Annotated in this window: 21 protein-coding genes and 1 riboswitch; of the genes, 13 read left to right on the top strand and 8 right to left on the bottom strand. The window is 73.7% G+C overall.

From position 1 onward, the window contains the following. The 6 genes from K7854_RS08580 to K7854_RS08555 form a co-directional block, all read left to right on the top strand. A partial coding sequence (locus K7854_RS08580; RefSeq protein WP_226025768.1) for a serine/threonine kinase C-terminal domain-containing protein occupies nucleotides 1-2,068 on the top strand: 2,068 nt, incomplete at its 5' end. Nucleotides 2,069-2,213: 145 nt separating this feature from the next. Then, on the top strand, nucleotides 2,214-3,989 hold the full coding sequence (locus tag K7854_RS08575) for a serine/threonine-protein kinase (protein ID WP_226025782.1): 1,776 nt from the start codon (nucleotides 2,214-2,216) through the stop codon (nucleotides 3,987-3,989). Between the two features lie 93 nt (nucleotides 3,990-4,082). Further along, nucleotides 4,083-5,177 (top strand): serine/threonine-protein kinase, encoded by a 1,095-nt coding sequence (locus K7854_RS08570; RefSeq protein WP_226025781.1) that lies wholly within the window; start codon nucleotides 4,083-4,085, stop codon nucleotides 5,175-5,177. Between the two features lie 81 nt (nucleotides 5,178-5,258). Continuing rightward, nucleotides 5,259-6,977: a serine/threonine-protein kinase gene (locus K7854_RS08565; RefSeq protein WP_226025767.1), complete on the top strand. Its 1,719-nt coding sequence runs from the start codon at nucleotides 5,259-5,261 to the stop codon at nucleotides 6,975-6,977. 139 nt (nucleotides 6,978-7,116) lie between these two features. Further along, entirely contained in the window at nucleotides 7,117-8,730 is a 1,614-nt protein-coding gene (locus K7854_RS08560) for a succinic semialdehyde dehydrogenase (RefSeq protein ID WP_226025766.1), read from the top strand. 49 nt (nucleotides 8,731-8,779) lie between these two features. After that, nucleotides 8,780-10,618 carry a GMC family oxidoreductase N-terminal domain-containing protein gene (locus K7854_RS08555; protein ID WP_226025765.1) on the top strand — a complete coding sequence of 613 codons (1,839 nt, stop codon included), beginning with the start codon at nucleotides 8,780-8,782 and terminating at the stop codon, nucleotides 10,616-10,618. Nucleotides 10,619-10,702: 84 nt separating this feature from the next. Here the strand turns inward: K7854_RS08555 and K7854_RS08550 are convergent, their stop codons facing one another. Both K7854_RS08550 and K7854_RS08545 read right to left on the bottom strand, forming a co-directional pair. Then, on the bottom strand, nucleotides 10,703-11,731 hold the full coding sequence (locus K7854_RS08550; protein ID WP_226025764.1) for an LAETG motif-containing sortase-dependent surface protein: 1,029 nt from the start codon (nucleotides 11,729-11,731) through the stop codon (nucleotides 10,703-10,705). Nucleotides 11,732-12,129: 398 nt separating this feature from the next. Then, complete coding sequence (locus K7854_RS08545) at nucleotides 12,130-12,417, bottom strand: chorismate mutase (protein ID WP_030145536.1); 288 nt, start codon at nucleotides 12,415-12,417, stop codon at nucleotides 12,130-12,132. Between the two features lie 357 nt (nucleotides 12,418-12,774). On the opposite strand from K7854_RS08545, the gene guaA reads away from it, so the two are divergent. Next, nucleotides 12,775-14,355: a glutamine-hydrolyzing GMP synthase gene (guaA, locus tag K7854_RS08540; protein ID WP_226025763.1), complete on the top strand. Its 1,581-nt coding sequence runs from the start codon at nucleotides 12,775-12,777 to the stop codon at nucleotides 14,353-14,355. 15 nt (nucleotides 14,356-14,370) lie between these two features. On the opposite strand, the gene K7854_RS08535 is transcribed toward guaA, so the two are convergent. Continuing rightward, a complete protein-coding gene (locus K7854_RS08535; RefSeq protein WP_226025762.1) occupies nucleotides 14,371-14,856 on the bottom strand; it encodes a pyridoxamine 5'-phosphate oxidase family protein in 486 nt (161 codons plus the stop codon). Between the two features lie 126 nt (nucleotides 14,857-14,982). Between K7854_RS08535 and K7854_RS08530 the strand changes: the two genes are divergently transcribed. The 3 genes from K7854_RS08530 (at nucleotide 14,983) to K7854_RS08520 (ending at nucleotide 17,921) form a co-directional block, all read left to right on the top strand. Next, nucleotides 14,983-15,786, top strand: a complete 804-nt coding sequence (locus K7854_RS08530; protein WP_226025761.1) for a class II aldolase/adducin family protein — start codon at nucleotides 14,983-14,985, stop codon at nucleotides 15,784-15,786. A 161-nt stretch (nucleotides 15,787-15,947) separates the two neighbouring features. Beyond that, on the top strand, nucleotides 15,948-17,243 hold the full coding sequence (locus tag K7854_RS08525) for a hypothetical protein (protein ID WP_226025760.1): 1,296 nt from the start codon (nucleotides 15,948-15,950) through the stop codon (nucleotides 17,241-17,243). A gap of 150 nt (nucleotides 17,244-17,393) precedes the next feature. Continuing rightward, nucleotides 17,394-17,921, top strand: a complete 528-nt coding sequence (locus K7854_RS08520; RefSeq protein ID WP_226025759.1) for a DoxX family membrane protein — start codon at nucleotides 17,394-17,396, stop codon at nucleotides 17,919-17,921. Nucleotides 17,922-17,964: 43 nt separating this feature from the next. Here the strand turns inward: K7854_RS08520 and K7854_RS08515 are convergent, their stop codons facing one another. Both K7854_RS08515 and K7854_RS08510 read right to left on the bottom strand, forming a co-directional pair. After that, on the bottom strand, nucleotides 17,965-18,210 hold the full coding sequence (locus K7854_RS08515) for a hypothetical protein (protein WP_226025758.1): 246 nt from the start codon (nucleotides 18,208-18,210) through the stop codon (nucleotides 17,965-17,967). Further along, nucleotides 18,197-19,645 (bottom strand): PspC domain-containing protein, encoded by a 1,449-nt coding sequence (locus K7854_RS08510; protein WP_226025757.1) that lies wholly within the window; start codon nucleotides 19,643-19,645, stop codon nucleotides 18,197-18,199. Before K7854_RS08510 ends, K7854_RS08515 begins: the two co-directional genes overlap by 14 nt. 191 nt (nucleotides 19,646-19,836) lie before the next feature. On the opposite strand from K7854_RS08510, the gene K7854_RS08505 reads away from it, so the two are divergent. After that, nucleotides 19,837-21,129: an ATP-binding protein gene (locus K7854_RS08505; RefSeq protein ID WP_226025756.1), complete on the top strand. Its 1,293-nt coding sequence runs from the start codon at nucleotides 19,837-19,839 to the stop codon at nucleotides 21,127-21,129. Next, the gene (locus K7854_RS08500; RefSeq protein ID WP_226025755.1) at nucleotides 21,126-21,872 is read left to right on the top strand and encodes a LuxR C-terminal-related transcriptional regulator; all 747 of its coding nucleotides are present in this window, start codon (nucleotides 21,126-21,128) and stop codon (nucleotides 21,870-21,872) included. Before K7854_RS08505 ends, K7854_RS08500 begins: the two co-directional genes overlap by 4 nt. A 22-nt stretch (nucleotides 21,873-21,894) precedes the next feature. Here K7854_RS08500 and K7854_RS08495 read toward each other — a convergent pair whose 3' ends face one another. Beyond that, the gene (locus K7854_RS08495) at nucleotides 21,895-22,959 is read right to left on the bottom strand and encodes a C40 family peptidase (protein ID WP_226025754.1); all 1,065 of its coding nucleotides are present in this window, start codon (nucleotides 22,957-22,959) and stop codon (nucleotides 21,895-21,897) included. 320 nt (nucleotides 22,960-23,279) lie between these two features. On the opposite strand from K7854_RS08495, the gene K7854_RS08490 reads away from it, so the two are divergent. Then, nucleotides 23,280-23,633: a hypothetical protein gene (locus K7854_RS08490; RefSeq protein WP_226025753.1), complete on the top strand. Its 354-nt coding sequence runs from the start codon at nucleotides 23,280-23,282 to the stop codon at nucleotides 23,631-23,633. On the opposite strand, the gene K7854_RS08485 is transcribed toward K7854_RS08490, so the two are convergent. Further along, a complete protein-coding gene (locus K7854_RS08485; RefSeq protein WP_226025752.1) occupies nucleotides 23,611-24,627 on the bottom strand; it encodes a tellurite resistance/C4-dicarboxylate transporter family protein in 1,017 nt (338 codons plus the stop codon). The two genes, K7854_RS08490 and K7854_RS08485, sit on opposite strands and share 23 nt — an antisense overlap. A gap of 26 nt (nucleotides 24,628-24,653) precedes the next feature. After that, entirely contained in the window at nucleotides 24,654-25,844 is a 1,191-nt protein-coding gene (locus K7854_RS08480; RefSeq protein ID WP_226025751.1) for a C40 family peptidase, read from the bottom strand. 7 nt (nucleotides 25,845-25,851) lie between these two features. Further along, nucleotides 25,852-26,035, bottom strand: a riboswitch (cyclic di-AMP (ydaO/yuaA leader). Between the last annotated feature and the right edge of the window lie 227 nt (nucleotides 26,036-26,262).

The following is a 26,262-nucleotide window of genomic DNA, read 5'->3' as shown; positions in this document are numbered from 1 at the left end:
GGCCCCCGACGACGCCACGCGGGCCGGTGGCCCCGGCACGGTGAGCGGGCGTCCGGGTCCCTCGTACGACGGCGGTGACGGCCCGGGCCGTCCCCCGCACGGCACCGGGCCCGGCGGGGCGCGGCCGCTCCCCGGTGCCGAAGCGGCGGGTGGGTCGGCGCGGGACGCCGGATCCCGGCCGGCGAGCGCGCGGCCGGGTTTCGGCACCGGCCCCGACCCGGATGCACACCCCAACGGCTCCTCCGCCGTGTCCGGTGCCCCGTGGGCCGAGGGGGGCGGCGATCCCGCCTCGCCCGGTGCCGCCGTACCGCCTGGCCGGATCACCGATCCCTACGGCGTGCGCACCACCTCCTGGCACGGTGCCACGCCCCGCGTCCCCGCGCCCGCCACCGGCCCGCACACCGATGGCGACCCGGCGTTTCCCGCCCCCCGCCCGGCCGGCGCCCCGGCGCCCGAACCCGCCCCGACGGCCGGACGCCCCCTGCCCCCCGCACGCCAGGAGGACACCGCCGCCGACTGGCGGGAGCCCATCCCCGGAGCCGCAGAGGGGCCGCAGGGAGCCGGGCCCCGGGCAGCCGGGACGTGGGAAGCAGCCCCCGGCGCCGCAGCCCGGCCCTGGGAGGCCGCCCCCGGGGCCGCCGGGGCGCCGCGGGGAACCTCGCCGCGGGAAGCCGGGGCCGGGGACATGGGGCGGCCAGTCGGTTCCGGGGCCGCAGGGCGGTCGCAGGCGGGGGCGGCCGTGCCGGCCCAGGAGGGCGGGGGCGGCGCCGGCTGGGAGGGGCCGGCCGGCCGGGTGCCGGGGCCGCGCGGGCCGGCCACCGCGCTCGCCGCCGAGCGGGCCCGGCAGACACGGATGGCCGTGGTCGGGCCCGTGACCGAGCGCTGGGCGCCGGAACAGGCCGGTCCGGTGCACGAGAACTGGCAGCTGGCCGCGCCCATCGGCCCCGCCACCGACCTGTGGGCCCTGGGCGCGCTGCTCTTCCGCGCCGTACAGGGCCACGCGCCCTACCCGGAGGAGTCCACCGCCGAGCTGGTGCAGATCGTGTGCGCGGAGCCACCGGCGTTCGCCGAGGAGTGCGGCCCGCTGCGGCCGGTCGTGGAGTCGCTACTGCGTCAGGACCCCACCGAACGCATCGAGTTCGAGGAGCTGAGCGGCTGGCTCCGCTCCCTGGTGCGCTCCGCGCCCGAGCCGGAGGCGGGCCTGCACGTGATCTCGGCGCCCCCCGTCGAGACGACCGGCCGGCTGCCCATCGTGCGCCGCCGCGGCGAGCTGGTGCGCAGGCGGCGCGCCGGACTTCCGGCGCACCACGGACGGCACAAGCGGGGCAGGGAGGAGACCGGCCGCTCCCCGCGCAGCCTCGGCCGGACCCTGCTCCTGCTGATACTGCTGGCGATGGCGGGCGCGGTCGCCTACGCCATGTTCTTCATGCCCAAGAGCGACACCAGCGGCGCGGGCACCGCCGACCGGACCGGTGCCGCCGGCGAGGCGAGCCAGGCGCCGCCCGCGACGTCACCGGACGCCGGCAGCGACCCCCGCCCGGACGAGACCTCCCCGAAGCCCGACCCCGGGTCCTCCCGCACGGCGGGCGGCTCCACCGAGACCCAGTCCAACGTCGCCGACGGCTTCACCCTGCGCAAGGACCCGGAGGGCTTCCGCGTCGCCGTCGCCGAGGACTGGAACCGCACGCCCCGCAACGGCAGCGGCCAGGTCGTCTACGGCAAGGGCGACTTCGAGCTGATCGTCGTACCGGGCCGGGACCGTGCCTCCGAGTTCGGCGACGACCCGATGACCTACCAGCGCGACGGCGAGCCCGAGTTGGCCTCGTACCGCGCCTCCAGCTGGGCCACCTCCAGCGGTCTGAAGACCATCGAGGTCGGCGGACGCACCATGGCGGAGGGGCAGTTCACCTGGACCGGCGCCGACGGCGGCGAGCTGTACGTGCGCAACGTCGCCATGCTGATCGACGGGCGCTACCACGTGGTGCAGGTCCGCGGTCCGGAGGCGGAGCGTGACGAGGTGACCCGGCTGTTCGAACAGGCCTCGGCCACCTACCAGTACACGCGCTGACCCCAGTTGGCCCCGATGGTTGCCTCCCGTCACGGAAAGCGACAACCGTCACAGAGCGGTTTCCATACCACCCCACCCGTTCCTTCGACGGGAGCCGGTCCCTAGTCTGACCCTGACAAGACCATTGCGGGGCAACGTGAATCAGATGCAGGGCCGGCTCGTCGCGGGCCGCTACCGGCTCGGGGAAGCCATCGGCAGCGGCGGCATGGGCCGGGTGTGGCGCGCACACGACGAGGTGCTGCACCGGACCGTCGCCATCAAGGAGTTGACCGCCGCGCTCTACGTCTCCGAGAGCGACCAGGCCATCCTCCTGGCGCGCACCCGGGGCGAGGCGCGCGCGGCGGCACGGATCAACCACTCGGCCGTCGTCACCGTGCACGACGTACTCGAACACGACGGCCGGCCGTGGATCGTCATGGAGTTGGTGGAGGGCCGCTCGCTGGCCGACGCCGTCAAGGAGGACGAGCGGGTCGACCCGCGGGAGGCGGCCCGGATCGGCCTGTGGGTGCTGCGGGCCCTGCGTGCCGCGCACACCGCCGGGGTTCTGCACCGCGACGTCAAACCGGGCAACGTCCTGCTCGCCGACGACGGACGCGTCCTGCTCACCGACTTCGGCATCGCGCAGATCGAGGGCGACTCCACCATCACCCGGACCGGAGAGGTCGTCGGATCCGTCGACTACCTCGCGCCCGAACGCGTCCGCGGCCACGACCCCGGCCCGTCCTCCGACCTGTGGGCGCTCGGCGCGACGCTGTACACGGCGGTGGAGGGCAGGTCGCCGTTCCGCCGCACCTCCCCGCTCACCACCATGCAGGCGGTCGTCGAGGAGGAGGCCACCGAGCCCCGGTACGCCGGTGCGCTCGCGCCCGTCATCAGCGCCCTGCTGCGCAAGGACCCGGCCGAGCGGCCCGACCCGACCGAGGCCGAGCACCTGCTCGCCCAGGCGGCCGAGGGCAGGCGCCCGGACGCGGCCCAGGCGTACGTGCCGACCACCCAGTACACGGGGCCCCCGCCGCGGCCCGGCGACACGGCCCACCAGGGGATACCGGGGGCGGCCGGGGCACAGGCCGCGCCGGGGAGGCCCGGGACGGCGGGGATGCCCGGCGCACCGGGACCGGCGGGCGGGACCACCGCCACGCCGTACCCGCAGGCCACCGGCCCCACGACGGTCGGCCCCACGGCAACCGGCCCCGGGCCCATGGGGCACACCGCGCCGGGACATGCGGCGGCCGGTGCCGCTCCCCGGCGCTCCCGGCGGGCCCGGATACGCACGCTCGCCCTGGTCGTCGCCGCCGCCGCGCTGATCGGCGCGGGTACCGCCGTGGTGCTGCAACAGCGCGACGGGGGCGGCTCGTCGGCCGGTGCCGACCCCACCCGGGGCCCGTCCGGCTCCCCCTCCCCGTCCGCCTCCGTTACGACCGGCAAGGGACCCGGCGGCGCCGTGCCGGCCGACTGGGTGCGCCGCGACGACCCGCTGGGTTTCAGCCTCTACCTGCCCGAGAACTGGCAGCGCACGGACTTCGACGGCGACAGCGGCGAACTCCGGCAGATCGACTACACCCCCGACGGCGGCGAGCACGTCCTGCGCGTGTCCGTCGACACCGCGCCCGACTACAACGACCCGTACGCGCACCAGCAGGACCTGGACGCGCAACTCGGCGGGCGGCTGGTCGGCTACCAGCGCATCTCCCTGGAACGCGTCACCTACCGCGACCGCGACAGCGCCCGGTGGGAGTACGGCTGGACCGCGCTGGCCAAGGACACCGAGTTCCCCGGGCCGCGCCGTGCGGTGTCGCAGACGTACCTGTCCCGCGACGGCGTCGAGTACGCCCTCAACATGACCGGACCGGCCGGTGACTGGCCGACCACGCAACAGCGGTTCAAGGCGGTGCTGCAGGGCTGGCAGGAGCAGACCGGCTGACCCGCACAGCCGGCCCGGCGCCGCCCGCACGCCCGTCGGTTGTCGGCCACCCGTGTGACAGCGGTCCGGAGCCGCCGCGTCCGGTGGGGCATGATGGGACGCATGGTGACCGAGGGGGCGGGCGGGCGTGTCATCGCGGGCCGTTACCGGCTCCACGAGCGCCTCGGCAGCGGCGGCATGGGCATCGTGTGGCGGGCCACCGACCAACTGCTCGCCCGTGAAGTGGCCGTGAAGGCGCTCCCCCTCGACGAGACCCTCTCCGCCGCCGAGGCCCGGCGGCGCCGGGAGCGCACCCTGCGCGAGGCCCGCGCGGTCGCGCAGTTGCGGCACCCGCACGTCATCGTCGTGCACGACGTGGTCGAGGACGACGAACGCGCGTACATGGTGATGGAACTGGTCGACGGCGGCTCGCTCGCCGACCGCGTCCTCAGCCGCGGCCCGGTCGACGCCGCCGAGGCCGCCCGCATCGGCATCGCCCTGCTCGACGCGCTGGGCACGGCCCACGCCGCGGGCATCCTGCACCGGGATGTGAAGCCGTCGAACGTGCTGATCGCCGAGGACGGCCGGGTCGTCCTCACCGACTTCGGGGTGGCCCAGGTCGCGGGCGCCACCACGCTCACCGAGAACGGGTCCTTCGTCGGTTCCCCCGAGTACACCGCTCCGGAGCGGATGTCGGGCGCCGGGACCGGGCCGGCGTCGGACCTGTGGTCGCTGGGCGTGCTGCTGTGCGCGGTGCTCAGTGGCGCGTCCCCCTTCCACCGCGACTCGCTGGGCGGCGTCCTGCACGCCGTGGTCACCGAGGAGATCCGCCCGCCCGCGCAGGCCGCACCGCTCCTGCCGGTCGTCCGGGGACTGCTGGAGCGCGACCCGCGACGGCGGCTGGACGCGGCGTCGGCGCAGCGGATGCTGCGCGCCTTCCTCAGCACGGGCCGTACGCCCGCGACACCGGCGGAGGCCGCGGCCGACGGGCCGCTGCACGCGCGCCGGAGCGTGAAGCGCGGTGTGCTCGTCGCCGTGCTGCTGGTCGTCGCGGCGGCGGGCGCGGGCGTCTCGGCGGCCGTGCTGCTCGCGGACGGAGGCGACGACGGCGGCGGGGCGCCGGCGAGTTCGGTGCCCGGCACGCCGACGGCGACGGCGACGGTGACCGTGTCCGGTTCCGGCCCCGGTTCCCACCCAAACGGGAGATAAGCGGCGATGCGCGTCACGGGTCTGTGACCGCCCGGCACCCGCGGTGGAAAGGGGCGCGCCCGGCGCGGTATGGATGGTCCCATGAGCAGCAACGGGGGGCCCCGCAGCGGGGCGGACGAGCCGACCAGTTTTGACCTGCAACCACCGAACCCGCCCGCCGCGGTGCCGCGTCCCGGCAACCCGTACGCGGCGCACACCCAGGTCGTACCGCCGCGGTCGCAGGCCGAGGCGTCCGCCTCTCCGGGAGCGCCCGCGACCGCTCCCGCGACCGCCCCCTCGCCCGCCGCGCCGGACCCGGGCGCCGGGCGGCTCATCGCGGGCCGTTACCGTCTGGTCGCCAGGCTGGGGCACGGCGGCATGGGCACCGTGTGGCGGGCCGAGGACGAGACCGTCGGCCGCGAGGTCGCCGTCAAGGAACCCCGCGTCCCCGACCACCTTCCCGAACGCGAACGGGCCAACGCCTTCGAGCGGATGCGCCGCGAGGCGCGCGCCGCCGCCCGGCTCGACCACCCGGCCGTGGTCGGCGTGCACGACGTGGCGGTCGTGGACGGGCAGCCGTGGATCGTGATGGAACTCGTGCGCGGGCGCTCGCTCGGCGACGCCCTCCAGGAGGGCACCCTGAGCGCCCGCGAGGCCGCGCGGATCGGCCTGGAGGTGCTCGGCGCGCTGGAGGCCGCGCACGCCGCCGGTGTCCTGCACCGGGACGTGAAGCCGGACAACGTGCTGCTCGGCCGGCACGACCGGGTCGTCCTCACCGACTTCGGCATCGCCCAGATCGAGGGCGAGACCAGCCTGACCGACACCGGCGGCTTCGTCGGCTCGCCCGAGTACATCGCCCCGGAGCGGGTGCTGGGCCAGCGCCCCGGCCCGGCGAGCGACCTGTGGTCGCTGGGCGTGGTGCTGTACGCGGCGACGGAGGGCGTCTCGCCGTTCCGCCGCAGCAACACCCCGGCCACGCTCCAGTCGGTGCTCAACGCCACGCCCGCGCCGCCCGCCGCCGCGCAGGGCCCGCTCGCCGAGGCGATCACGGGGCTGCTGGACAAGGACCCCGCGCGCCGCCCGGACGCCGCCCGGGTCCGCGCCCTGCTGGACGCCGCGGCGAACCCGCCCGCGCCGCCGCCCACCCAGGTGGTCAGGCTCGACCGGCCCGAGGAGCCGGGCGCGGCGCCCGCGTCCCGCTGGAGCGTCCGGCTGGGCCGCAACGCGTGGATCGCCCTCGGCGCGGCGGTCGTCGCGGCGGCGGTGGCCTCGTACCTGGTGGTCGCCGACCCCTTCGCGGGGCCGCTGCCCGACGGCTGGAAGACCCCGCACGAGAAGAAGCTCGCCGCGACCCTGGCGGTGCCCGAGGGCTACAAGCGCACCGCTCCCGAGGAGGCCGACCAGCACTGGGTCACCTACACCGACGAGAGCGGCGCCGTCTGGATCAGCCTGAGCCTGGACAAGAAGGCGGAGGACACCACGGGCGACATCGCCGGGTCCGCCGCGGCCGAGATGTACGACGACGACGGGAAGTTCAAGGAGAGCGGGGAGTTCGACCTCTCCATGCCGCCCGAGAGCCCGAAGACCGACCCCAAGGAGACCGAGTACCGGGGTGGGAAGTCCGCCGAGAACACGGTCGTCTACACCACCACCGACAGCCAGAACCCCCGCCCGCGCGAACTGCGGATCTTCTACTACCGGACCACCGCGGGCGACATGTACAAGCTCACCGTCAGCTACCCGGGCAAGGGCGACTTCACCGAGCGGGGGCGCGAGGTGGCCAGTACGGCCGTCGCCAATCTGGACATCGACGGCACCTGAGCGCTCCGCTCGCACAACGCCCTGATCAGCGGGTTTGTTGCCAGCGATCACTGGCGGTGTGTGAGCACTCGGTGAATCACCGTGAATCCCCGTTACCGACGGGTACACAAAGCCCGCGCGGCGTCATACCCTGCGGCTCATGACGGACGCGCAGGCCCCGGAACTCACCGGCACGAACCCCCTCGCCCCCACCCCGGAGGGCGCCCGCACCGCTGCCGACGTGGTCACGCCCGAGCTGGTCGCCCAGCTCACCAAGGGCGTGGCCGGGTCCGGCCGCACCGCCAACCACACCCCGTTCACCGGCGAGAAGCTGGCCGACCTGCCCGAGTCGACGCCCGAGGACGTGGCCGGCGCCTTCGAGCGGGCCCGCGCCGCCCAGGCCGTGTGGGCGCAGGTGCCGGTGCGGCAGCGGGCCGCGGTCCTGCTGCGCTTCCACGACCTGGTGCTGGAGCGCCAGGCCGAGGTCCTCGACCTCATCCAGCTGGAGACCGGCAAGGCCCGCCTGCACGCCCACGAGGAGGTCCAGGCCGTCGCGGTCGCCGCCCGGCACTACGGCCGCAAGGCCCCGGCGTACCTGCGGCCCAAGCGGCACACCGGCGCCGTACCGACCCTCACCAAGGTGACCGAGCTGCGCCACCCGCGCGGCGTCGTCGGCCAGATCGCCCCCTGGAACTACCCGCTGGAGCTGTCCGTCGGCGACGCGCTCCCCGCCTTCGTCGCGGGCAACGCGGTCGTCATGAAGCCCGACACCGAGACCTGCCTGACCGCCCTGTGGGCCCGTGACCTGCTCGTCGAGGCCGGGCTGCCCGCCGAGGTCTTCCAGGTCGTCCTCGGCGAAGGACCGGTCGTCGGCCCCGAGGTCGTCAAGCATGCCGACTACGTCTCCTTCACCGGCTCCACCCGCACCGGCCGCGAGGTCGCCCAGGGCGCCGCCGCGCGCCTGGTCGGCGTCTCCCTCGAACTCGGCGGCAAGAACGCCATGCTGGTCCTGGAGGACGCCGACATCGAGAAGGCCGCGGCGGGCGCCGTCCGCGCCTGCTTCTCCTCGGCCGGCCAGCTCTGCATCTCCATCGAGCGGCTCTACGTCCACGAGTCCGTCGCCGACGCCTTCCTGGAGCGCTTCGCCGCCCGCACCAAGGCCATGCGGCTGGGCACCTCCCTCTCCTACGGAGCCGACATGGGCTCGCTGGTGGGGGAGCGGCAGCTGGAGACCGTGAAGGCGCACGTGGCGGACGCCGTCGAACGGGGCGCGAAGCTCGTCGCGGGCGGGGTCGCCCGCCCGGACATCGGCCCGTACTTCTACGAGCCGACCATCCTCGACGGGGTGGTGGCCCCCATGACCGTGTGCACCGAGGAGACCTTCGGCCCGGTCGTCTCCGTCTACCGCTTCACGACCGAGGACGAGGCCGTCGAGCAGGCCAACTCCACGCCGTACGGCCTGAACTCCTCGGTGTGGACGAAGGACGCCCGGCGCGGCCACGAGGTCGCCGCCCGGATGCGCACCGGCACCGTCAACATCAACGAGGGGTACGCCCCCGCCTACGGCAGCGTCCAGTCCCCGATGGGCGGCATGAAGGACTCCGGCCTCGGCCGCCGGCACGGCTCCGAGGGCCTGCTCAAGTACACCGAGGCCCAGACGGTCGCCCACCAGCGGCTGCTGCCGATGGCGCCGTCGCTGGGCATGGACGACGAGAAGTACGCGGCGTTCATGAGCCGGAGCCTGCGGCTGATGAAGGCCTTCCGCTTCCGCTGATCCGCCCGCGCACCCCCCGACCACCGCCCGTTCTCAACGAGGAGAGCACGTGTCGCAGGAGAACTCTGTCCAGACCCGGGACGAGAACGGGTACGACTACGACGTCCTCGTCGTGGGATCCGGCTTCGGCGGCTCGGTGTCCGCGCTCCGCCTGACGGAGAAGGGATACCGGGTCGGCGTCCTGGAAGCGGGCCGCCGCTTCACCCGGGAGTCGCTGCCGAAGAACTCCTGGGACCTCAAGAACTACCTCTGGGCCCCCAAGCTGGGCATGTTCGGCATCCAGCGCATCCACCTGCTCGGCAATGTCATGGTCCTGGCGGGAGCCGGGGTCGGCGGCGGCTCCCTCAACTACGCCAACACCCTCTACGTGCCGCCGAAGCCCTTCTTCGACGACCCCCAGTGGCGCGGCATCACCGACTGGCAGGACGAGCTGACGCCGTACTACGACCAGGCCAAGCGCATGCTCGGGGTCCGCCTCAACCCGACGACGACCCCCTCCGACGTGCATCTGAAGGCGGCCGCCGAGCGGATGGGCTGCGGCGACACCTTCCACATGGCGCCGGTCGGCGTCTTCTTCGGCGACGGCGAGGACGCCGACGGCACGGCGAGGGCGAAGCCGGGCGAGGAGATACCCGACCCGTACTTCGGCGGCGCGGGACCCGACCGCAAGGCGTGCAACGAGTGCGGCGAGTGCATGACCGGGTGCCGCCACGGCGCGAAGAACACCCTCAACGAGAACTACCTGTACCTCGCCGAGAAGGCCGGCGCGGTCGTCCACCCGATGACCACGGTGGTCTCCGTGACGGACGACTCGCGCGGCGGCTTCGCGGTCGCCACGCTTCCCACCGACCGGAAGAAGAAGGACGCGGGCCGCACCTTCACCGCCCGCCGCGTCGTGCTGGCCGCCGGCACCTACGGCACCCAGACCCTGCTGCACCGCATGAAGGCGGGCGGCCAGCTCCCCTACATCTCCGACAAACTCGGCGAGTTGACCCGCACCAACTCGGAGGCCCTGGTCGGCGCCCAGACCGACGACCGGCGCTACCGCAGGGCCACCGGCCAGGCACGGGCCGACTTCACGCGCGGCGTCGCCATCACGTCCTCGATCCACCCGGACGCCAGCACCCACATCGAGCCGGTGCGTTACGGCAAGGGCTCCAACTCGATGGGCGGCCTGTCGATCCTCCAGGTGCCCTACGCCGGGCCGACCGCCTCGGGCGCCGCACGCGTCCTGGGCTTCCTGGGCCACGCGGCCAAGCACCCGCTGCTGGTCCTGCGTTCCCTGTCCAACCGCAGGTGGTCGGAGCGGACCATCATCGGCCTGGTCATGCAGTCCCTGGACAACTCGCTGACCACGCACCTGAAGCCGACGGGCGTCGGCAAGGGGCTGCTCACCGCGCGCCAGGGCCACGGCGCGCCCAACCCCAAGCAGATCAAGGCCGCGACCGAGGGCGCCTCCGCGCTCGCCGCCGAGATCAACGGCTTCCCCGGCTCCAACGTCGGCGAGCTGATGGGCACCCCGCTCACCGCCCACTTCCTCGGCGGCTGCCCGATCGGCGCCTCCCGCGAGACCGGCGTCATCGACCCGTACCACCGCCTCTACGGCCACCCCGGCATCTCGGTCGTGGACGGCGCCGCCGTCTCGGCCAACCTCGGCGTCAATCCGTCCCTGACCATCACGGCACAGGCCGAGCGCGCGATGTCGTACTGGCCGAACAAGGGCGAGAGCGACCCGCGCCCCGCACAGGGGGCCCCGTACGCACGGGTGGCCGCCGTCGAGCCGCACTCCCCGGCCGTCCCGGAGAAGGCCTTCGGCGCGCTGCGACTGCCGTTCCTGGACCTGCCGACGGTGCCGCCGAAGAAGCCGACGGCGCCGCCGGAGAAGTGAAGAGGTGAGCGGGACCCGCACCCCCCTCCGAGTGCGGGTCCCGCTCACCCAGCCTGTGTCACGCCGCTGTCACGAGCGCGCGCGTCAGGTCTCCGAGCCGGTCTTGCGCCGCCGCACCACGAACACCGCACCGCCGCCCACCACCACGGCGAGCCCGCCGACGAGGCCGATCATCGGCAGCGCCGAGCTGGAGCCGGTCGCGGCGAGGCTCCCGGTGACCTCCGGGGTGTCGGCGGCCGGCCGCACGGCGGTCACGGGCGCCTTGCCGCCCTGCTGCGGCCGGGTGCCCTCCGTGTCCGTGCCGGGGGCCACGATCCGGAACTCGTAGGCGACGTCGCCGAAGCCGGTGCACTCGCCGTCCGCGTCGCCGTAGATCGTCGCGCCGAGCGTGAAGGCCGAGCCCACCGGCGCACCGGCCCGCACCTCGATCCGCATCGGGATGCTGACCTCGTAGTCGGGGGCCAGCTTGTCGGTGTAGCCGATGTAGCCGACCGCGTAGCCCAGCTCGTCGAGGTCCTCCCAGGTCCCGTCCTCGGGGTTCCAGGCCTGGAGGCGGACCTGCTTGCTCTCGAACAGCTCCTCGCCGTCGCGGTCGGCGGAGGCGCCGGCCAGGTACTCGAGGTTCTGCAGCGTCGAGCCGGAGTTGTTCGCCACGTTCAGCGAGAACTCGTGCCGGCCGCTGCCCGCCGCGATCTCGCCGGGCAGCCCCTCGATGTCGACGTCGACCTTGGTGTCCGCGCACACGGACGGCTCGGGGTCCGGAGCCTGTGTCTCCTCCGGCGCGGAACTGCTCGGTGACGGGGACGCCGGGGCGGACGTGGTCGTCTGCGAGTCGTCGGGGGCGGGCTCCTTCTCCGGCGTGCCCTCCTCGTCCGTCGCGCTCGGTGACGCGGCGGAGTCCGGGGTGCCCGTGCTGTCCGGGGTGCCCGTGGGGCTGCTCGTCGAGCCGCCGGGAGCGGACGGTGGCGTGGTCCCGGCCTCCGACTGAGCCGAGGAGGCGGCGGCGGACGGCGATGCCTCGCCGGTCGCGTGGGCGGACGGGGCCGCGAGCAGTGCGGCGGGGGCGACCATCGCCGTGACGGCGGATGCGACCAGGGCGCGACGGATTTTCATGCCTGGTGTGATCAGCGAAACCTGTGAATGGTTGCCCCCGCATTCACAGAATCCTTATGTGGCCTGCGTCACTTGGGAGGCGGGAGGCGCCACGAGGGGAGGGTTCCGACGCGGCCGGCCCCGGGCGTCCCCGGAGCCGGCCGTTCTCTTGGGTGACCGGGCTGCTGTCCCCTGCCGTCCGGTCACTTCCTGGAGCGAGGTCCCACGACGTACGGGACGATCCGTACGTCTCATCGCTCCAGCGAGCCACGCGTGGTTCTTTCGGGCCCGCCCCTGGCTGACACGGACACCGGGACCAACGAAGCCGCTCGGGTACCGGTCACGCGCCGTACGGGTGAGAAGGGCCCGAACTCAGATACGAGGTCCGGGCCGCCGACCGGTGGGGTGCGGGCCCGGCCTCAGACGCGGCCCCGGCACAGCTCCAGCATCGTCATCGCCAGCGCCGTACCCGGCTTGCCCAGCGCCTGCCGGTAGTGGTCGAGCACCTCCATCTCGCGGGACAGGTTCACCCGCCGGCCGCCGGAGGTGATCCTCGCCTCCTGGATGACGGCGGAGACGGCCATCCGTTCCTGGATCAGCCCGATGATCCGGTCGTCCAGGGCGTCGATGCGCTCCCGGGCGCCGGTGATCACGTCGGCGGCCTCGGGGGTGTGGGCGCCGGTCTTGTCTGCTGCGGTGACGGTCATGTCGGTGGCTCCTCGCCGAAGGGTGGCGGCACCCGGGACCGGCACGGTCCGCAAACGCCAGGCGCCCCGGACCTTGTCGGCCCGGGGCGCCTGGGAAGTCGCTTGTCAGTTGCTCAAGCAGCACGACCATGGCAGCCGGCGGGCCGGTTGCCATAGGTAAACAGGAAGGTCTCGTGCTTGCGCATGGGCCCCAGTATGCCCCGGCGACGCTCGGTGTCCAACCCGGTTCGCATGGTGAGACCGGGGGCGGGACCGGGGGAGGGGCGGCGGCCGGGCGACGGCGGGGCCGGGTCACCCCGCCCAGCTCGGTAGAATCGGGGGCACAAGCCCCCCGCCCGACCCGCCGGAAGGCACCCCGTGTCATCAGCGACTCCCGCTGCCGCCGCCCCCGACACCGTCCTGGTGGTCGACTTCGGCGCGCAGTACGCCCAGCTCATCGCCCGCCGTGTCCGCGAGGCGCGGGTCTACAGCGAGATCGTGCCGAGCTCCATGCCGGTCGAGGAGATGCTCGCCAAGAACCCGGCGGCCATCATCCTCTCGGGCGGCCCCTCCTCGGTGTACGAGCCGGGCGCCCCGACCCTCGACCGCACCCTGTTCGAGGCCGGCGTCCCCGTCTTCGGCATGTGCTACGGCTTCCAGCTGATGGCGCAGACCCTCGGCGGCACCGTCGACAACTCCGGCGCCCGTGAGTACGGCCGCACCGAGCTGGCCGTCTCCAAGCCGTCCTCCACGCTCTTCGAGGGCACCCCGGCCGAGCAGTCGGTGTGGATGTCGCACGGCGACGCCTGCTCCGCCGCCCCCGAGGGCTTCACCGTCACCGGCTCCACGGACGTCGTCCCGGTCGCCGCCTTCGAGAACGACGAGAAGAAGCTCTACGGCGTCCAGTACCACCCCGAGGTCATGCACTCCACGCACGGGCAGCAGGTGCTGGAGCACTTCCTGTACCGGGGTGCGGGCCTGAGCCCCGACTGGACCACGGGCAACGTGATCGAGGAGCAGGTCGCCGCCATCCGCGAGCAGGTCGGCGACAAGCGGGCCATCTGCGGCCTGTCCGGCGGCGTGGACTCCGCGGTCGCCGCCGCCCTCGTCCAGAAGGCCATCGGCTCCCAGCTGACCTGCGTCTACGTCGACCACGGCCTGATGCGCAAGGGCGAGACCGAGCAGGTCGAGAAGGACTTCGTCGCGGCGACCGGCGTCCAGCTGAAGGTCGTGGACGCCGAGGAGCGCTTCCTCAAGGCGCTGGCCGGGGTCTCGGACCCCGAGGAGAAGCGGAAGATCATCGGCCGCGAGTTCATCCGGGTCTTCGAGCAGGCGCAGCTGGAGATCATGCAGGAGGAGGGCCCCGAGGTCGCCTTCCTCGTGCAGGGCACGCTCTACCCGGACGTCGTCGAGTCCGGAGGCGGCACCGGCACCGCCAACATCAAGTCCCACCACAACGTGGGCGGCCTCCCCGACGACATCGAGTTCGAGCTGGTCGAGCCGCTGCGCCAGCTGTTCAAGGACGAGGTCCGGATGGTCGGCCAGGAGCTGGGCCTGCCGGACGAGATCGTCCAGCGCCAGCCCTTCCCCGGCCCCGGCCTCGGCATCCGCATCGTCGGCGAGGTCACCAAGGAGCGGCTGGACCTGCTGCGCGAGGCCGACGCCATCGCCCGCGAGGAGCTGACCGCGGCCGGCCTCGACCGCGACATCTGGCAGTGCCCCGTGGTGCTTCTCGCGGACGTCCGCTCCGTCGGCGTCCAGGGCGACGGCCGCACCTACGGCCACCCGATCGTCCTGCGCCCGGTCTCGTCCGAGGACGCCATGACGGCCGACTGGTCCCGGCTGCCGTACGACGTGCTCGCCAAGATCTCGACCCGGATCACCAACGAGGTCAAGGACGTCAACCGCGTCGTCCTCGACGTGACCTCGAAGCCGCCGGGGACGATCGAGTGGGAGTGAGCCCGAGGGCGCTCCCTAGGTGCGCCTGACGGTGCGCACGGGCTTTCCGGGCTGCCAGATCTCGACGACGAGGTACTGGTCGTCCTCGACGCGGGTCCGCACGACCTCCGTCAGCTCGGTACGGAAGAGGTGGAACGGCTCCGGCGGTTCCACCTCTTCCGCATAGGCGGCCCTGGTCCGCGGGTCCTCGACCTCGACCGCCCGGCCGGTGATCCGTACGTCCCCGCCGCCCATGCCGGTGCCGTCCCCCGGGTTCGCCTGCAGCGCGAAGCGCGGATCGCGGCGCAGGTCGAGCGCCTTCAGCGAGCCCGGCATCATGCCGAGCCACAGCTCGCCGTCCAGGAAGCGCACCTCCAGGCCGGTGGTGCGGGGCGAGCCGTCCTTGCGCAGGGTGGCCAGGACGTGGTGCCGGTACGCGCCGAAGCGCGCCTCGACGGTGTCGGCCAGGGCGGGTTCCGCGGCGGCGAAGGCGGCCCAGTTCACAGCGGTGCCTGAAGTCATGTACCGAGTGTGAACGCGAAAACGGACACCCTCTGTCGCGTATTGGCCCCAGAACTGTCGCCCCGGCCGCACCGCCGGTAACTTCCGGCCCGTAAGGCACATCTGGCGCCGAAGGACAGAGAACACATGCACGGGACGCCCGGGGCCGCCGAGCCCGCGCCGCTGCCCACCGACCAGCTGCGGTTCGCCATGCCGCCGAGGCACGACTCGGTCGAGGACGAACGCCGGCACCGCAAGGAACGGCTCGCCTGCGCGCTGCGCCTCTTCGGACGGTACGGCTTCGAGGACGGGGTCTCCGGGCACATCACGGCCCGCGACCCCGAGTACAGCGACTGCTTCTGGGTCAACCCGTTCGGCGTGCCCTTCGCCCACATCACGGTGAGCGACCTGGTGCTGGCCAACTCCGAGGGCCAGGTGGTGCAGGGCGGCCACCACGTGAACCAGGCCGCCTTCACCGTGCACTCCCAGGTCCACGCAGCCCGCCCGGACGTCGTCGCGGTCGCCCACTGCCACTCGGTGCACGGGCGTGCGCTGGCGGCCCTCGGCGAGCTGCTCGAACCGATCACCCAGGAGAGCTGCGCCTTCTACGAGGACCACGCCCTGTACGACTCTTACTCGGGCGTCTCCGTCGACGCGGAGGAGGGGCGGCGCATCGCAGGGGTGCTCGGCTCCGGCAAGGCGCTCGTGCTGCGCAACCACGGGCTGCTGACGGTCGGCGATTCGGTGGACGCGGCGGCCTGGTGGTTCCTGTCGCTGGAGCGGTCCTGCCAGGTGCAGTTGCTGGCCAAGGCGGCGGGGCGGCCGACGCTGATCGACCACCGGCAGGCCGTGGCGACCCGGGAACAGCTCGGCGGCGACCTGGTGGCGTGGATCAACTACCAGCCCCTGTGGCAGGAGGTCACCCGCCGCGAACCGGACCTGTTCGACTGACCGCGCCCCGGGCGACCCGGTGCGGCGTCAACACGGCGGTCCGCGCATCACCCGCGCTGAGCTGACCCGATCCGGGGCGGCGCGCGGGCACGGGCCCGGGTACGGCACAATTCGCTGTCGTTCCAAGGGACTTACCGGGTGCGGGAAGGCAGGCGTCGGGCGTGGCGGTGCAGGAGGCGAGACGCGGGAGCGGCTCGGACAGGGGCGCGTACGAGGCGGCGCACGGCGGTGGCTGCACCTGCGGGGACTGCCCGCACGGCGCCCGCGAGGGGCACCGGCGCGCGGTCGCCGCGTTCCTGCTGCGGCGGGACGAGTTCGCCGCCGGGCAGGGGCTGCCTGCGGCGGTGGCCCACTCGGCCTCCGCCTCCCGCCAGTGGGTCTCGGAGGAGCTGACCCAGTCGGCGGAAGCCGTCGCCGAACGCGGCCGCGCCGAGGGCGAGGCGTGGCTCGCGGGGCTGGGCCGGCGCACGACGGTCGTCGTGTGGGCGGCGGTCGTCCTGCTGCTGCTGGGACAGTCGCTCACCGCGGTGGGCGCGGGCTGGTCCCCGGCGCGCACCGCCGGACTCGCGGCGGCGCTGGTGATGGCCGGTGCGCTGACGGCCGCGTCGTGGTTCCACCGGGCCAGGGGCGGGGCGCTGGCGCCGGTCATCGGCGAGGACAACCGCCTGTCCACCTCCCGTGCGGTGGCGGCGGCCTGGGTCCTCTTCGTCGCCTACGCGGTGCTGGTGCTCGCCGGGCAACTGGCCGTCGCCTCGGGACCCGGCCGGCGGGACGCGCTGATCTCCGGCCTCGAACTCGGACGCGGCGCCGGCGCGGTGACCGTGCTCGCGGTGGTCTGCGGGATCGCGGTCCTGGTGCGGCGGGTGGTCGGACTGCGGGTCCTGGGGCAGCGGCTGCAGAAGGTACGGGCCGACCGGCCGCGCGCCTGCGACCTGCTGACGGACGACGCGGGCCGCGGGACCTTCGCCGACATCCAGTACGTCGTGATCAGCACGGTGGCCCTGGTGTTCGCGGCGGTACGGCTGGCCCGGCGCCCGGAACAACTCCCCGACCTGCCCTGGGGTCTTGCCGTGGTGGTGCTGGTGTCGGCGGCGACCTACGTGGCCGGGAAGTACGCCGAGGGCGGGCGGCCGGTGATCCTCTCCGTGGTCCGGGCGCGGGAGGCCGGTGACCTGGACGCGCCCATCCGCACGGGCGACGACATCGAGATCCGCGGGGCGGGCTTCGTGCCGCCGGGCGCCCAGCGGGCGGACCGGCTCTCCCGCATGGTCGTCCGCATCGGCGCGGTCAACGTCCACGTCCCCCTGGTGCCGGTGACCGGCGGCTTCAGCAACCCCGCGGACGACCTGCTGACCGTCCCCGTCCCGGCGGACGTGGAACCGGGCCGGGTGGACGTCCAGGTGGTCACGGGAGCGGGGGTGGAGACCAACCGGTACACGATCGACGTGACGGACTGACACCTCACCCGCCTCACGTGCCCCGCTCGGCGGCAGCCTGGCGGCAGCCGACGGCGAGAAACCGGTTGCCGAGGGTTGAGCGGGGCCCCGGTGTCGTACGTATGGTCTGTGGGGGGTCCGGGCGTACGCGGCGAGAGGCGGCTGGCAGTGATGACTCACGGTATGCGGACGGACGTCCACATCTCACCCGGGGGCAGGGGAGACTGGCGGGACAACGCCGGCCGCTACGCCCTCCTTCCGCTGCGGATCTTCCTCGGCGTCACCTTCGTCTACGCCGGGCTGGACAAGCTCACCGACAGCGCCTTCATGAAGGACGCGGGCGCCGGCTCCATCGGCGACATGATGCGTACGGTCCGCGACTCCTCCGCCGTCCCCGCCCTGGTCGACCTCGCCCTGAAGAACCCGGCCGGATTCGGCTACGCCATCGCCCTGGGCGAGCTGGCCGTCGGCCTCGGCACCCTGCTCGGGCTGCTCACCCGGCTGGCGGCGCTGGGCGGCGCGCTGATCTCGCTCAGCCTGTGGCTGACCGTCAGCTGGGCCTCCGACCCCTACTACTACGGCAACGACCTGGCCTACCTCATGGCCTGGCTCCCCCTCGTCCTCGCGGGCGCCCCGCTGCTGTCGCTGGACGCCGTGCTGCGCTCGAGGCGCAGCCGGCGGACGGGCGGCTACCGGTAGGGCCGGTGCCGGGCGGGCACCGGCGGGCGGGTCCGGCGGCGCGTCAGCGGGGGAGGTCCGGCCGAGGCTCGTCCGGCGCCGCCGCACCGGACTCTCCCCGCCGCCGACGCACCGCCTGGGCCACCACGCCGACCGCGCCCGCCAGGCAGAGCCCGCCCACGACGAGGGGGATCACCGCGAACCACGGTGTCTCCCAGAGGCCGCCCGCGTCTCCGGCGTAGACGACGCCGGCCAGGATCAGGAAGACGCCGGCCACCAGTCGCCCCGGCTGGAACCTATGACGCAGCACGGGTCACCTCCGCCTGGCCGACGCCGACCTGGAGGTCGAGGTCGAGGATGCCGGCGTCCTTGCCGCCCTTGGGAGCGGGCAGGGTGATCTCCTTGTGCTTGCCGGGTGCCACGTCCACGTCCTTCTCGTCGTCGCCGGGCAGCTGGATGTCGCCCACACCCACCTCGACGTCGAGGCGCACGGTCACGTCCTGCGGCACGACGACCCGTATTCGGCCCATGCCCACGTCGGCCCGGGTGGTCACCGTCTGCCCCTCGGCCAGGTCGAGGCGGGACAGGTCGAGGGTGCCGCTGCCCGCTCCGATGTCGTACTGCTCGCGCACGTCGGCCGCCACCACGGGCTGCCAGGTGGTCCGGACCCATTCGGTCCCCACGTTGTCCGGGACGGCGGCGGACCCGGCCAGCAGGCCCGCGGTGATGATCGCCAGGAAGACCGATCCGGCTCCCGTGCGCCCGAGGAAGGCACTGACCGCGATACCGAGGCCGAAGACCGCGAGCGCGCACGCCAGGCCGGTCTGCAGACTGGTGCCCAGCGGATGGTCGTCCCAGGTCAGCCGGGTGCCGAGGAAGCCGGCGAGCAGGGCGAGCAGGAACACCCAGCCGCCGATGCCGCGGGGTCCGCGCGTCGGCGGGGACCAGGGGGGCCGGTCGCCCGCGGGGACGCGGTCGCGGCGCCCCGGGAGACCGCGGCCGATGTTGGCGGCCGCCGCGAGGTCGCGTTCCACGGAGTCGGGCGGCCCCCACATGTAGCCCGTCCCGCCGTCATGGGTGCCGTCCTTGACGATGGGGTCGCGCCACCAGGAGGGCCAGGTGTACATGATCGGCGGCGCCTTGGCCTCCGGCGGGGCGTCGGCGACGGCCTGGGCCGAGAGCGGGTCCGGTTCGGGGGCCCTGCGGTGCCGCGACCAGTACCCGGCGCCCGCGAGGAGCAGGGAGAGGACGACGGCGAAGGTCAGCACGCCGCCGTTGCGCAGCATGGTGAGGAAGACCCCGCAGCCGACCAGGGCGAAGAGCACGGCCGCCAGCGCCTGGCCGTCGACCCGGCCGGTCAGCAGCCTGCGCACCTCGTTCTCCTCCTCGTCCTCGTAGGGGACGAAGAGCCAGGCGAAGCCGTAGAAGAGGAGGCCGATGCCACCGGTGGCGGAGAGCACCGCGAGCGTGATCCGGAAGATCACCGGGTCCAGGTCGCACTGCCGGCCGAGGCCGGCGCACACTCCGGCGAGCGCCTTGTGCCGCCGGTCCCGCCGGAACCGGTGCGGCGGCCCGGGGGCGTCCGCACCGCCGACGGCACCCGCTTCGCCCGGGGCGCCCGGAGGCCCCGGGGCGGCCGCACCCGCATCCGCGGCGGACGCGGCATCCTGCGGCCCGGCACCCGGCGGGGGGTGCGGGCCGGAGCCGGGTCCCGGACCCGTCGCGGCGTGCTCGTGATCTGTCATGGGTCCATGGTGACGGGCGCGGCGCCGTGGCGGCAGCCGGTTCGACCCTGGTCGGACCCTGATATCGGCCCTGACTCCGTGCCCGGGCAGCGTTCGAGACCACCCCGGCCCTCCCCGGGCCCGAAGATCAGGGGTGATTGGGGGAACGACCCTGATGCTCCGGCTCCCGCACCCGTGTGACCATCGGTGTCATGCCGGAAGCCGCAGCAGCACCCGTCGTCGAACCGCGGCCGCCGCGCAAGCTCTACCGGAGCAGCGACGGACGCTGGCTCGGCGGGGTGGCGCGGGGGCTCGCCGGGCATCTCGGGCTGCCCGTCATCTGGGTGCGGTTCGCCTTCGTCGGCCTGTTCATGGCCGACGGCCTGGGCGCCCTGCTGTACGCGGCCTTCTGGTTCTTCGTGCCGCTGGGCGTCGGGGGAGTGGAGACGCAGAAGCCGCCGTCCCTCGTCACCTCCGAGACGGGGCCGGACGGCCGCCGCAGACTCGTGGCCCGCAAGCCCGACAAGGGGCAGCTGGTCGCCCTGCTCCTCATGGTCGTCGTGGCACTGGTCTTCGTGGGCAACGTCGACCTGGGCGGCGGCGCCAAGGCCTACCTGTGGCCGACCGTGCTCGTCGGCGCCGGCGTCGCCCTCGTCTGGCGCCAGGCGGACAACGCGCGCCGGGCCCGCTGGGCCGAGGTGGGACGCCACCGCCGCACGGTCACCCTGCTGCGCTCGGTGGCGGGCGTCCTGCTGGTGACCGCCGGGGTCACCGGCATCTTCGTCCTGCAGGGCTCCGCGGCCCACCTCGGTTCCGTCCTCCAGGCGGCCCTCGCCGTCCTCGTCGGCATCACGCTGCTCGCCGGCCCCTATCTGGTGCGGATGACGCAGGACCTCTCCGAGGAGCGGCTGATGCGCATCCGCGCGCAGGAGCGCGCCGAGGTCGCCGCCCACGTCCACGACTCGGTGCTGCACACCCTGACCCTGATCCAGCGCAACGCGGAGAACGCGGGCGAGGTGCGCCGCCTGGCCCGGGCCCAGGAGCGGGACCTGCGCACCTGGCTCTACAAACCGGAGGGCAACGGCAAGGACGAGGACGACGAGCCCACCACCCTCGCCGAGGCCGTGAAGCGCAACGCCGCTGAGGTCGAGGACAAGCACGGCGTTCCCCTGGAGGTGGTCGTCGTCGGCGACTGCCCCCTCGACGAGCGGATCAGCGCACAGATGCAGGCCGCGCGCGAAGCGATGGTGAACGCCGCCAAGTACGGTGGCGAGGGCGGCGCCGTACAGGTCTACGCCGAGGTCGAGGGCAGGACGGTCTTCGTGTCCGTCCGGGACCGCGGTCCCGGCTTCGACCTCGACTCGATACCCGCCGACCGCATGGGCGTCAGAGAATCGATCATCGGCCGCATGGAGCGCAACGGCGGCACGGCGCGGCTGCGCGCGGTGCCGGACGGCGGCACGGAGGTCGAACTGGAAATGGAGAGGGCGGAGAAGACGTCATGAGCGACCCGACCGAGGCGAACGGAACGGCGGGAGCGGGCGAGGCGGCCGAGCCCGCACCGCCGGCCGGTGGCGGCGCGGGGGAGCGCCGCGTGCGCGTGGTGCTCGTCGACGACCACCGCATGTTCCGCACCGGCGTGCAGGCCGAGATCGGCCAGACCGCCGAGACCGGGGTCGAGGTCGTCGGCGAGGCCGCCGACGTGGACCAGGCCGTCACGGTCATCACCGCGACCCGGCCGGAGGTAGTCCTCCTCGACGTTCACCTTCCCGGCGGCGGCGGGGTGGAGGTGCTGCGCCGCTGCGCCCCCCTGATGAGCGACACCGAGCGGCCGGTGCGCTTCCTCGCCCTGTCCGTCTCGGACGCCGCGGAGGACGTGATCGGAGTGATCCGCGGCGGCGCCCGGGGCTATGTGACCAAGACCATCACCGGCACCGACCTGGTCGACTCCGTCTTCCGCGTCCAGGAGGGCGACGCCGTCTTCTCCCCGCGCCTGGCCGGCTTCGTCCTCGACGCGTTCGCCTCCACGGACGCGCCGCCGGTCGACGAGGACCTCGACCGGCTCACCCAGCGCGAGCGCGAGGTGCTGCGCCTGATCGCCCGCGGGTACGCGTACAAGGAGATCGCCAAGCAGCTCTACATCTCGGTGAAGACGGTCGAGTCGCACGTCTCGGCGGTCCTGCGCAAGCTCCAGCTGTCCAACCGCCACGAGCTGACCCGGTGGGCGACCGCGCGGCGGCTGGTCTGACGGCTCCGCACCGGGCGGCGGCTCACGCCACCCGCGTCGCCCCCGCGAAGGGCATCTCGTCGACCGGGGCGACGCGCACCGGTGCCGACGGGTTCGGGGCGTGGATCATCCGGCCGTCGCCGACGTAGATGCCCACGTGGCTGATGCCCGAGTAGAAGAAGACCAGGTCGCCCGGGAGCAGTTCGGACCGCGAGACGCGGCGGCCGGCGTCGATCTGGGCGTAGGTCGTGCGGGGCAGGGAGACCCCGGCAGCGCGGTAGGCGGCCTGGGTGAGGCCCGAGCAGTCGAAGGCGTTCGGCCCGGTCGCGCCCCACACGTAGGGGCTGCCGAGCTTCTGGTAGGCGTAGGCGACGGCCGCCGCGGCACGGGAGTTGGGTGCCTGGGCCGAGGCGGACAGGCCGTCCCGGGGACCGGAAGACGCGCGGGAGGCGTGCGAGGCGCGATCGCCCGTTCCGCCGCCGACGCGGGCGCGTTCCTCGGCGGTCAGCCGGGACAGCAGGCGGCGGGCCGCCTCCAGTTTGCCGGTGACGGTCTCGCGGTGACGTTTCAGCTCGGCCCGCCGCGACCTCAGCGAGGACACCTCGATGCGGGCGGCGCCGCGCAGTCGCTCGATCTCCCGCAGTTCCTTGCGTACCCGGCCCACCGCGGCCGTCTGCCGGCTGCCCGCGCGCTCGACGAACGCGGCGCCGTCGAGATACCGGTCCGGGTCGGAGGAGAGCGCCAGTTGCAGCGCCGGGTCCAGGCCGCCGCTGCGGTACTGCGCCGCCGCGACCGAACCCAGCGCCTCCCGCGCCGAGTTCAGCCGGTCCTCCTTGCGGGCCGCCTCGTCCCGCAGTTCCTCCAGGCGCTGTTCGGCGGCGTCCGCCTTCTCCTTCGCGCCGTTGTACTTCTCGGTGGCCGCCTCGGCCTCCTGGTAGAGCTTGTCCACCTTGGCCCTGACCTGCGCCGCCGTCGGCTGCGGATCGGCGTGCCCGGTCCCGCCGCCCAGGCCCGTCGCGGTGGCCGCGCCCGCCAGGGTGATCGTGGCCGCCGTACGGGCCCGGCCGCCGCCCGTCGCGCGCTGTCGCGGCCTGCGGTGCGTTCCCACCTGCGTCCACGTCCTTCCGTACGACTCGACTCCGGGCCCGCACGGCGCGGGTCACCGGACCGGCTCCGGTCCGCTCCGTTGCCTGGGCCAGGACGCTAAGCGGGCCGGTAACGGTCCGGTGACGGGATGCGCGGAAGTGGCGACGCCGGATCAGCGGACGACCGTAAGTGACCGTCGACGCCTCCGGGCGGCGTCACCTCCACACAGGGTGATGACCGATATGCCGGATCGGAGACGGGTGGGGGACGGGAGCTGCTATGAGGGACGGCGGGGCGGGCCGGTGTCCGGGCGCGTCGGGTCCCTCACTAGGCTCCGGCCTCATGGACGTACTCATCCACATCTTCGTCGGCCTGCACATCATCGGCATCGCCGCGCTCCTGGGCGGCTTCCTGACCCAGATGAAGGCGATGGGGCAGGGCGCGGCCCGGTTCACCCCCGCGATGCTGCACGGCGCGCTGACGATGCTGGTCACCGGCGCCGTCCTGGTCGGCCTCAACCAGGCCCAGGACTACTCCGTCGACAACGTCAAGATCGGCGTGAAGCTCGCCGTGCTGATCGTGATCCTCGGCCTGGTCTACGTCAAGCGCGACGACGAGAAGGTGGACAAGCCGCTGTTCGGCCTGGTGGGCGTGCTGACCCTGGTGAACATCTTCATCGCGGTGCTGTGGACCTGACCGCCGCCCCGGACTCCGCCGCCGCGGACCGCAGCCCGGCCCGGGCCTGGACCACCGCGCCCGCGGCGACCGCCAGCCACCCGGCCACCGCGATCCACAGCAGCGCCCGGCCGGGCCCGTCCAGCCACGGGACGTCGACGACGGCGGCCACCGACAGCGTCGCCGCCGCCGTCATGCCGAGCGGGAAGACGGTCGACCAGCGGCGCACGTCGTAGCGGAGGCGGGGCCAGGCGATCTCGGCGGCCAGCAGTACGGCGTACCAGGCGAGGTCGAGCGTGAGCAGGAAGACGGTCACGTCGTGCAGCACGGCTTGGTCGTCGGCGTTCCACAGGTACATGCCGGTCCCGGCCGCCGCGAGCAGCTTGGCGCCGGCGAGGGCCGAGATGGCGAGCGCGCCGCCCGCCACCCAGTGGTCCCCCGAGCCCCGGGCCACCTGCCGCAGATCGAAGCGGAACAGCGCGATCAGGTAGAGCACGATCCCCAGCCAGAACGGCACCAGCGCCGCGTGCGCCAGCCAGGGCGTCGAGGTGGCCGCGGACAGCGTGGCGCCGAGCACGGCGAGCCCCTCGGTGGCCACGCAGCTCAGGAACACCGCCCCGGGCATCCGCCGCCCCCAGTGCTGCACCACCAGGAACAGCAGCCACGGCCACAGCAGGGCCGCCAGCGCCAGCAGCACCGCGGCCAGCAGCGACCAGCCGAGCAGCGAGAAACGCGTGCCGAGCACCGTGGTCGCGGCGACCGCGGTGAGCGCACCCGGTGTCCCGGCCCGCCGCACCCACTGCGCCCGGTCGGCCAGCAGCAGGTAGACGAAGTTCGCGGCCAGTATCAGCCAGGCGGCACAGGCCAGGACCAGGGCGATCCGGGACAGGACCTCGCGGCCCGTCAGATGCAGGGCGACCGACACGATGCCGGTCGCCATCACCGCGGCCCCGGCCGCCGGTGGACGCTGCGCCCACCAGGCGCGCAGCGCGGAGGGATGGGTGGCCGATGACATGGGCCCGATGCTAGAGACCGCGCCGATCAGGCCGGGCGCACCACGCTGTGGATCGACGACTCGCCGTCGTAGAAGATCGACTCCTCGCGGACGTACGCGCCCGGCTTCGGCGCGTGGATCATCATGCCGTCGCCGATGTACAGGCCGACGTGGCTGATGTCGTCGTAGAAGAAGACCAGGTCACCGGGTTGTGCCTGGGAGACGGAGACCGTCGTGCCGGCGTTGACCTGGTCGTAGGTGACGCGCGGCAGCGTCACGCCCGCGGCCTTCCAGGCGGCCTGGGTGAGGCCCGAGCAGTCGTAGGAGCCGGGGCCCGTGGCGCCCCAGACGTACGGCTTGCCGATCTGGGCGCGGGCGAAGGCGATCGCCTTCTCGGCCTTGGTGCCGTTCGAGGTGTCCGGCGTCGTCGAGCCCGATGAATCCGACGAACCGGTGCCGCCGGAGCCGCCCGAGGTTCCGGAGCCGCTCTCCTGCTGGGCGGCCTCCTCCTGCCGCTTGCGCTCGGCCGCCTCCTCAGCCTGCTGCTTCGCCAGCTCGGCGGCCTTGCGGGCAGCCTCCTGCTGCTTCTTCTTCTCGATCGCCGCGAGCCGGGCCTTCTCCTCGGCGGTCAGCTCCGACAGCAGCTCCCGCGCGGTGGCCAGCTTCTTCTGGACGGTCGACTTGGCCGTCTTGAGGTCGTTCTGCGAGTCGGTGAGCGTCTCGAGGCTCTCGGTGGCCTCCCGGCGCTTCTCCATCGTCTCGGACTGCTGGGTGACGTAGTCGTCGACGGCGCTCTTCTGGCGGCCGGTGAGCCGGTCCATCAGCTGGTTCTGGTCGAAGTAGTCCTGCGGCGAGTCCGCGAGCAGCAGCGTCGCGGTCTCCGGGACGGCGGCGCCCGTGCGGTACTGGGCGGAGGCGAAGGAACCCAGCTCCTCGCGCGCGTCGTTCAGCTTCTGGGTGCGCTTGGCGACGTCGTCGAGGAGGGTGTCGACCTTCTTGCGCTGCTTGGCGGTCTTCTCCTTGGCCGCGTTGTACTTCTCGGTCGCCGACCCGGCCTGGCGGTAGAGGTCGTCGACCTTCTTCTCGACCTCTTCGAGGGTCGGCCGGTCGTCCGACGGCGTGGCGTTCGCCGTCTGGGACAGCAGGGCGACGGAGGTGAGGGCCGCGGTGGCGAGGGCCGGGGTCCGTATGCCCGCGACGCGGGTGCCGGCGGGGCGCGACTTGCGGTGCGACGCCAAGGGAGGCGACTCCTTCCAGTGCTCCGCCTACCGGGTTAGCTGTCGGGTTCGGGCGGTGTGGCATGGAAGGGTTGCCCTACGGCGCGTCCGTCCCCCATGGAGGGCGGTGTCGCCGATTCACCCCAGAGTTCTCGGTTGGGTCCCCGGCTCCGGCTGCCGTGCGGGCAGGCCGGACTCGGCGGAGGCCGCGCGGCCCGGCGAGGTTCGCCGGAGGGGGTCGAGCGGCCTGCCCCGCACCGTAGCCAACTCGTGTGGCGGCTGTGAAGGTTGGTGGGTGATATGCCCGATACATTTTCGTGACCTTTCGCGGGGGCGTCTCCGGGCGGACGGCGGGCGTCACTCTTCGTGTTCCGGCCGGTCGCGGGGCGTGCCCGGACCCGGAACGCCGGGCATTTTCCGGGGCGGCACCGGGTTGTCG

Origin of the sequence: Streptomyces hyderabadensis, from assembly GCF_020404845.1 — a bacterium.
GTDB classification, from domain to species: domain Bacteria; phylum Actinomycetota; class Actinomycetes; order Streptomycetales; family Streptomycetaceae; genus Streptomyces; species Streptomyces hyderabadensis.
This window is presented reverse-complemented; position numbering and strand designations above follow the sequence as displayed.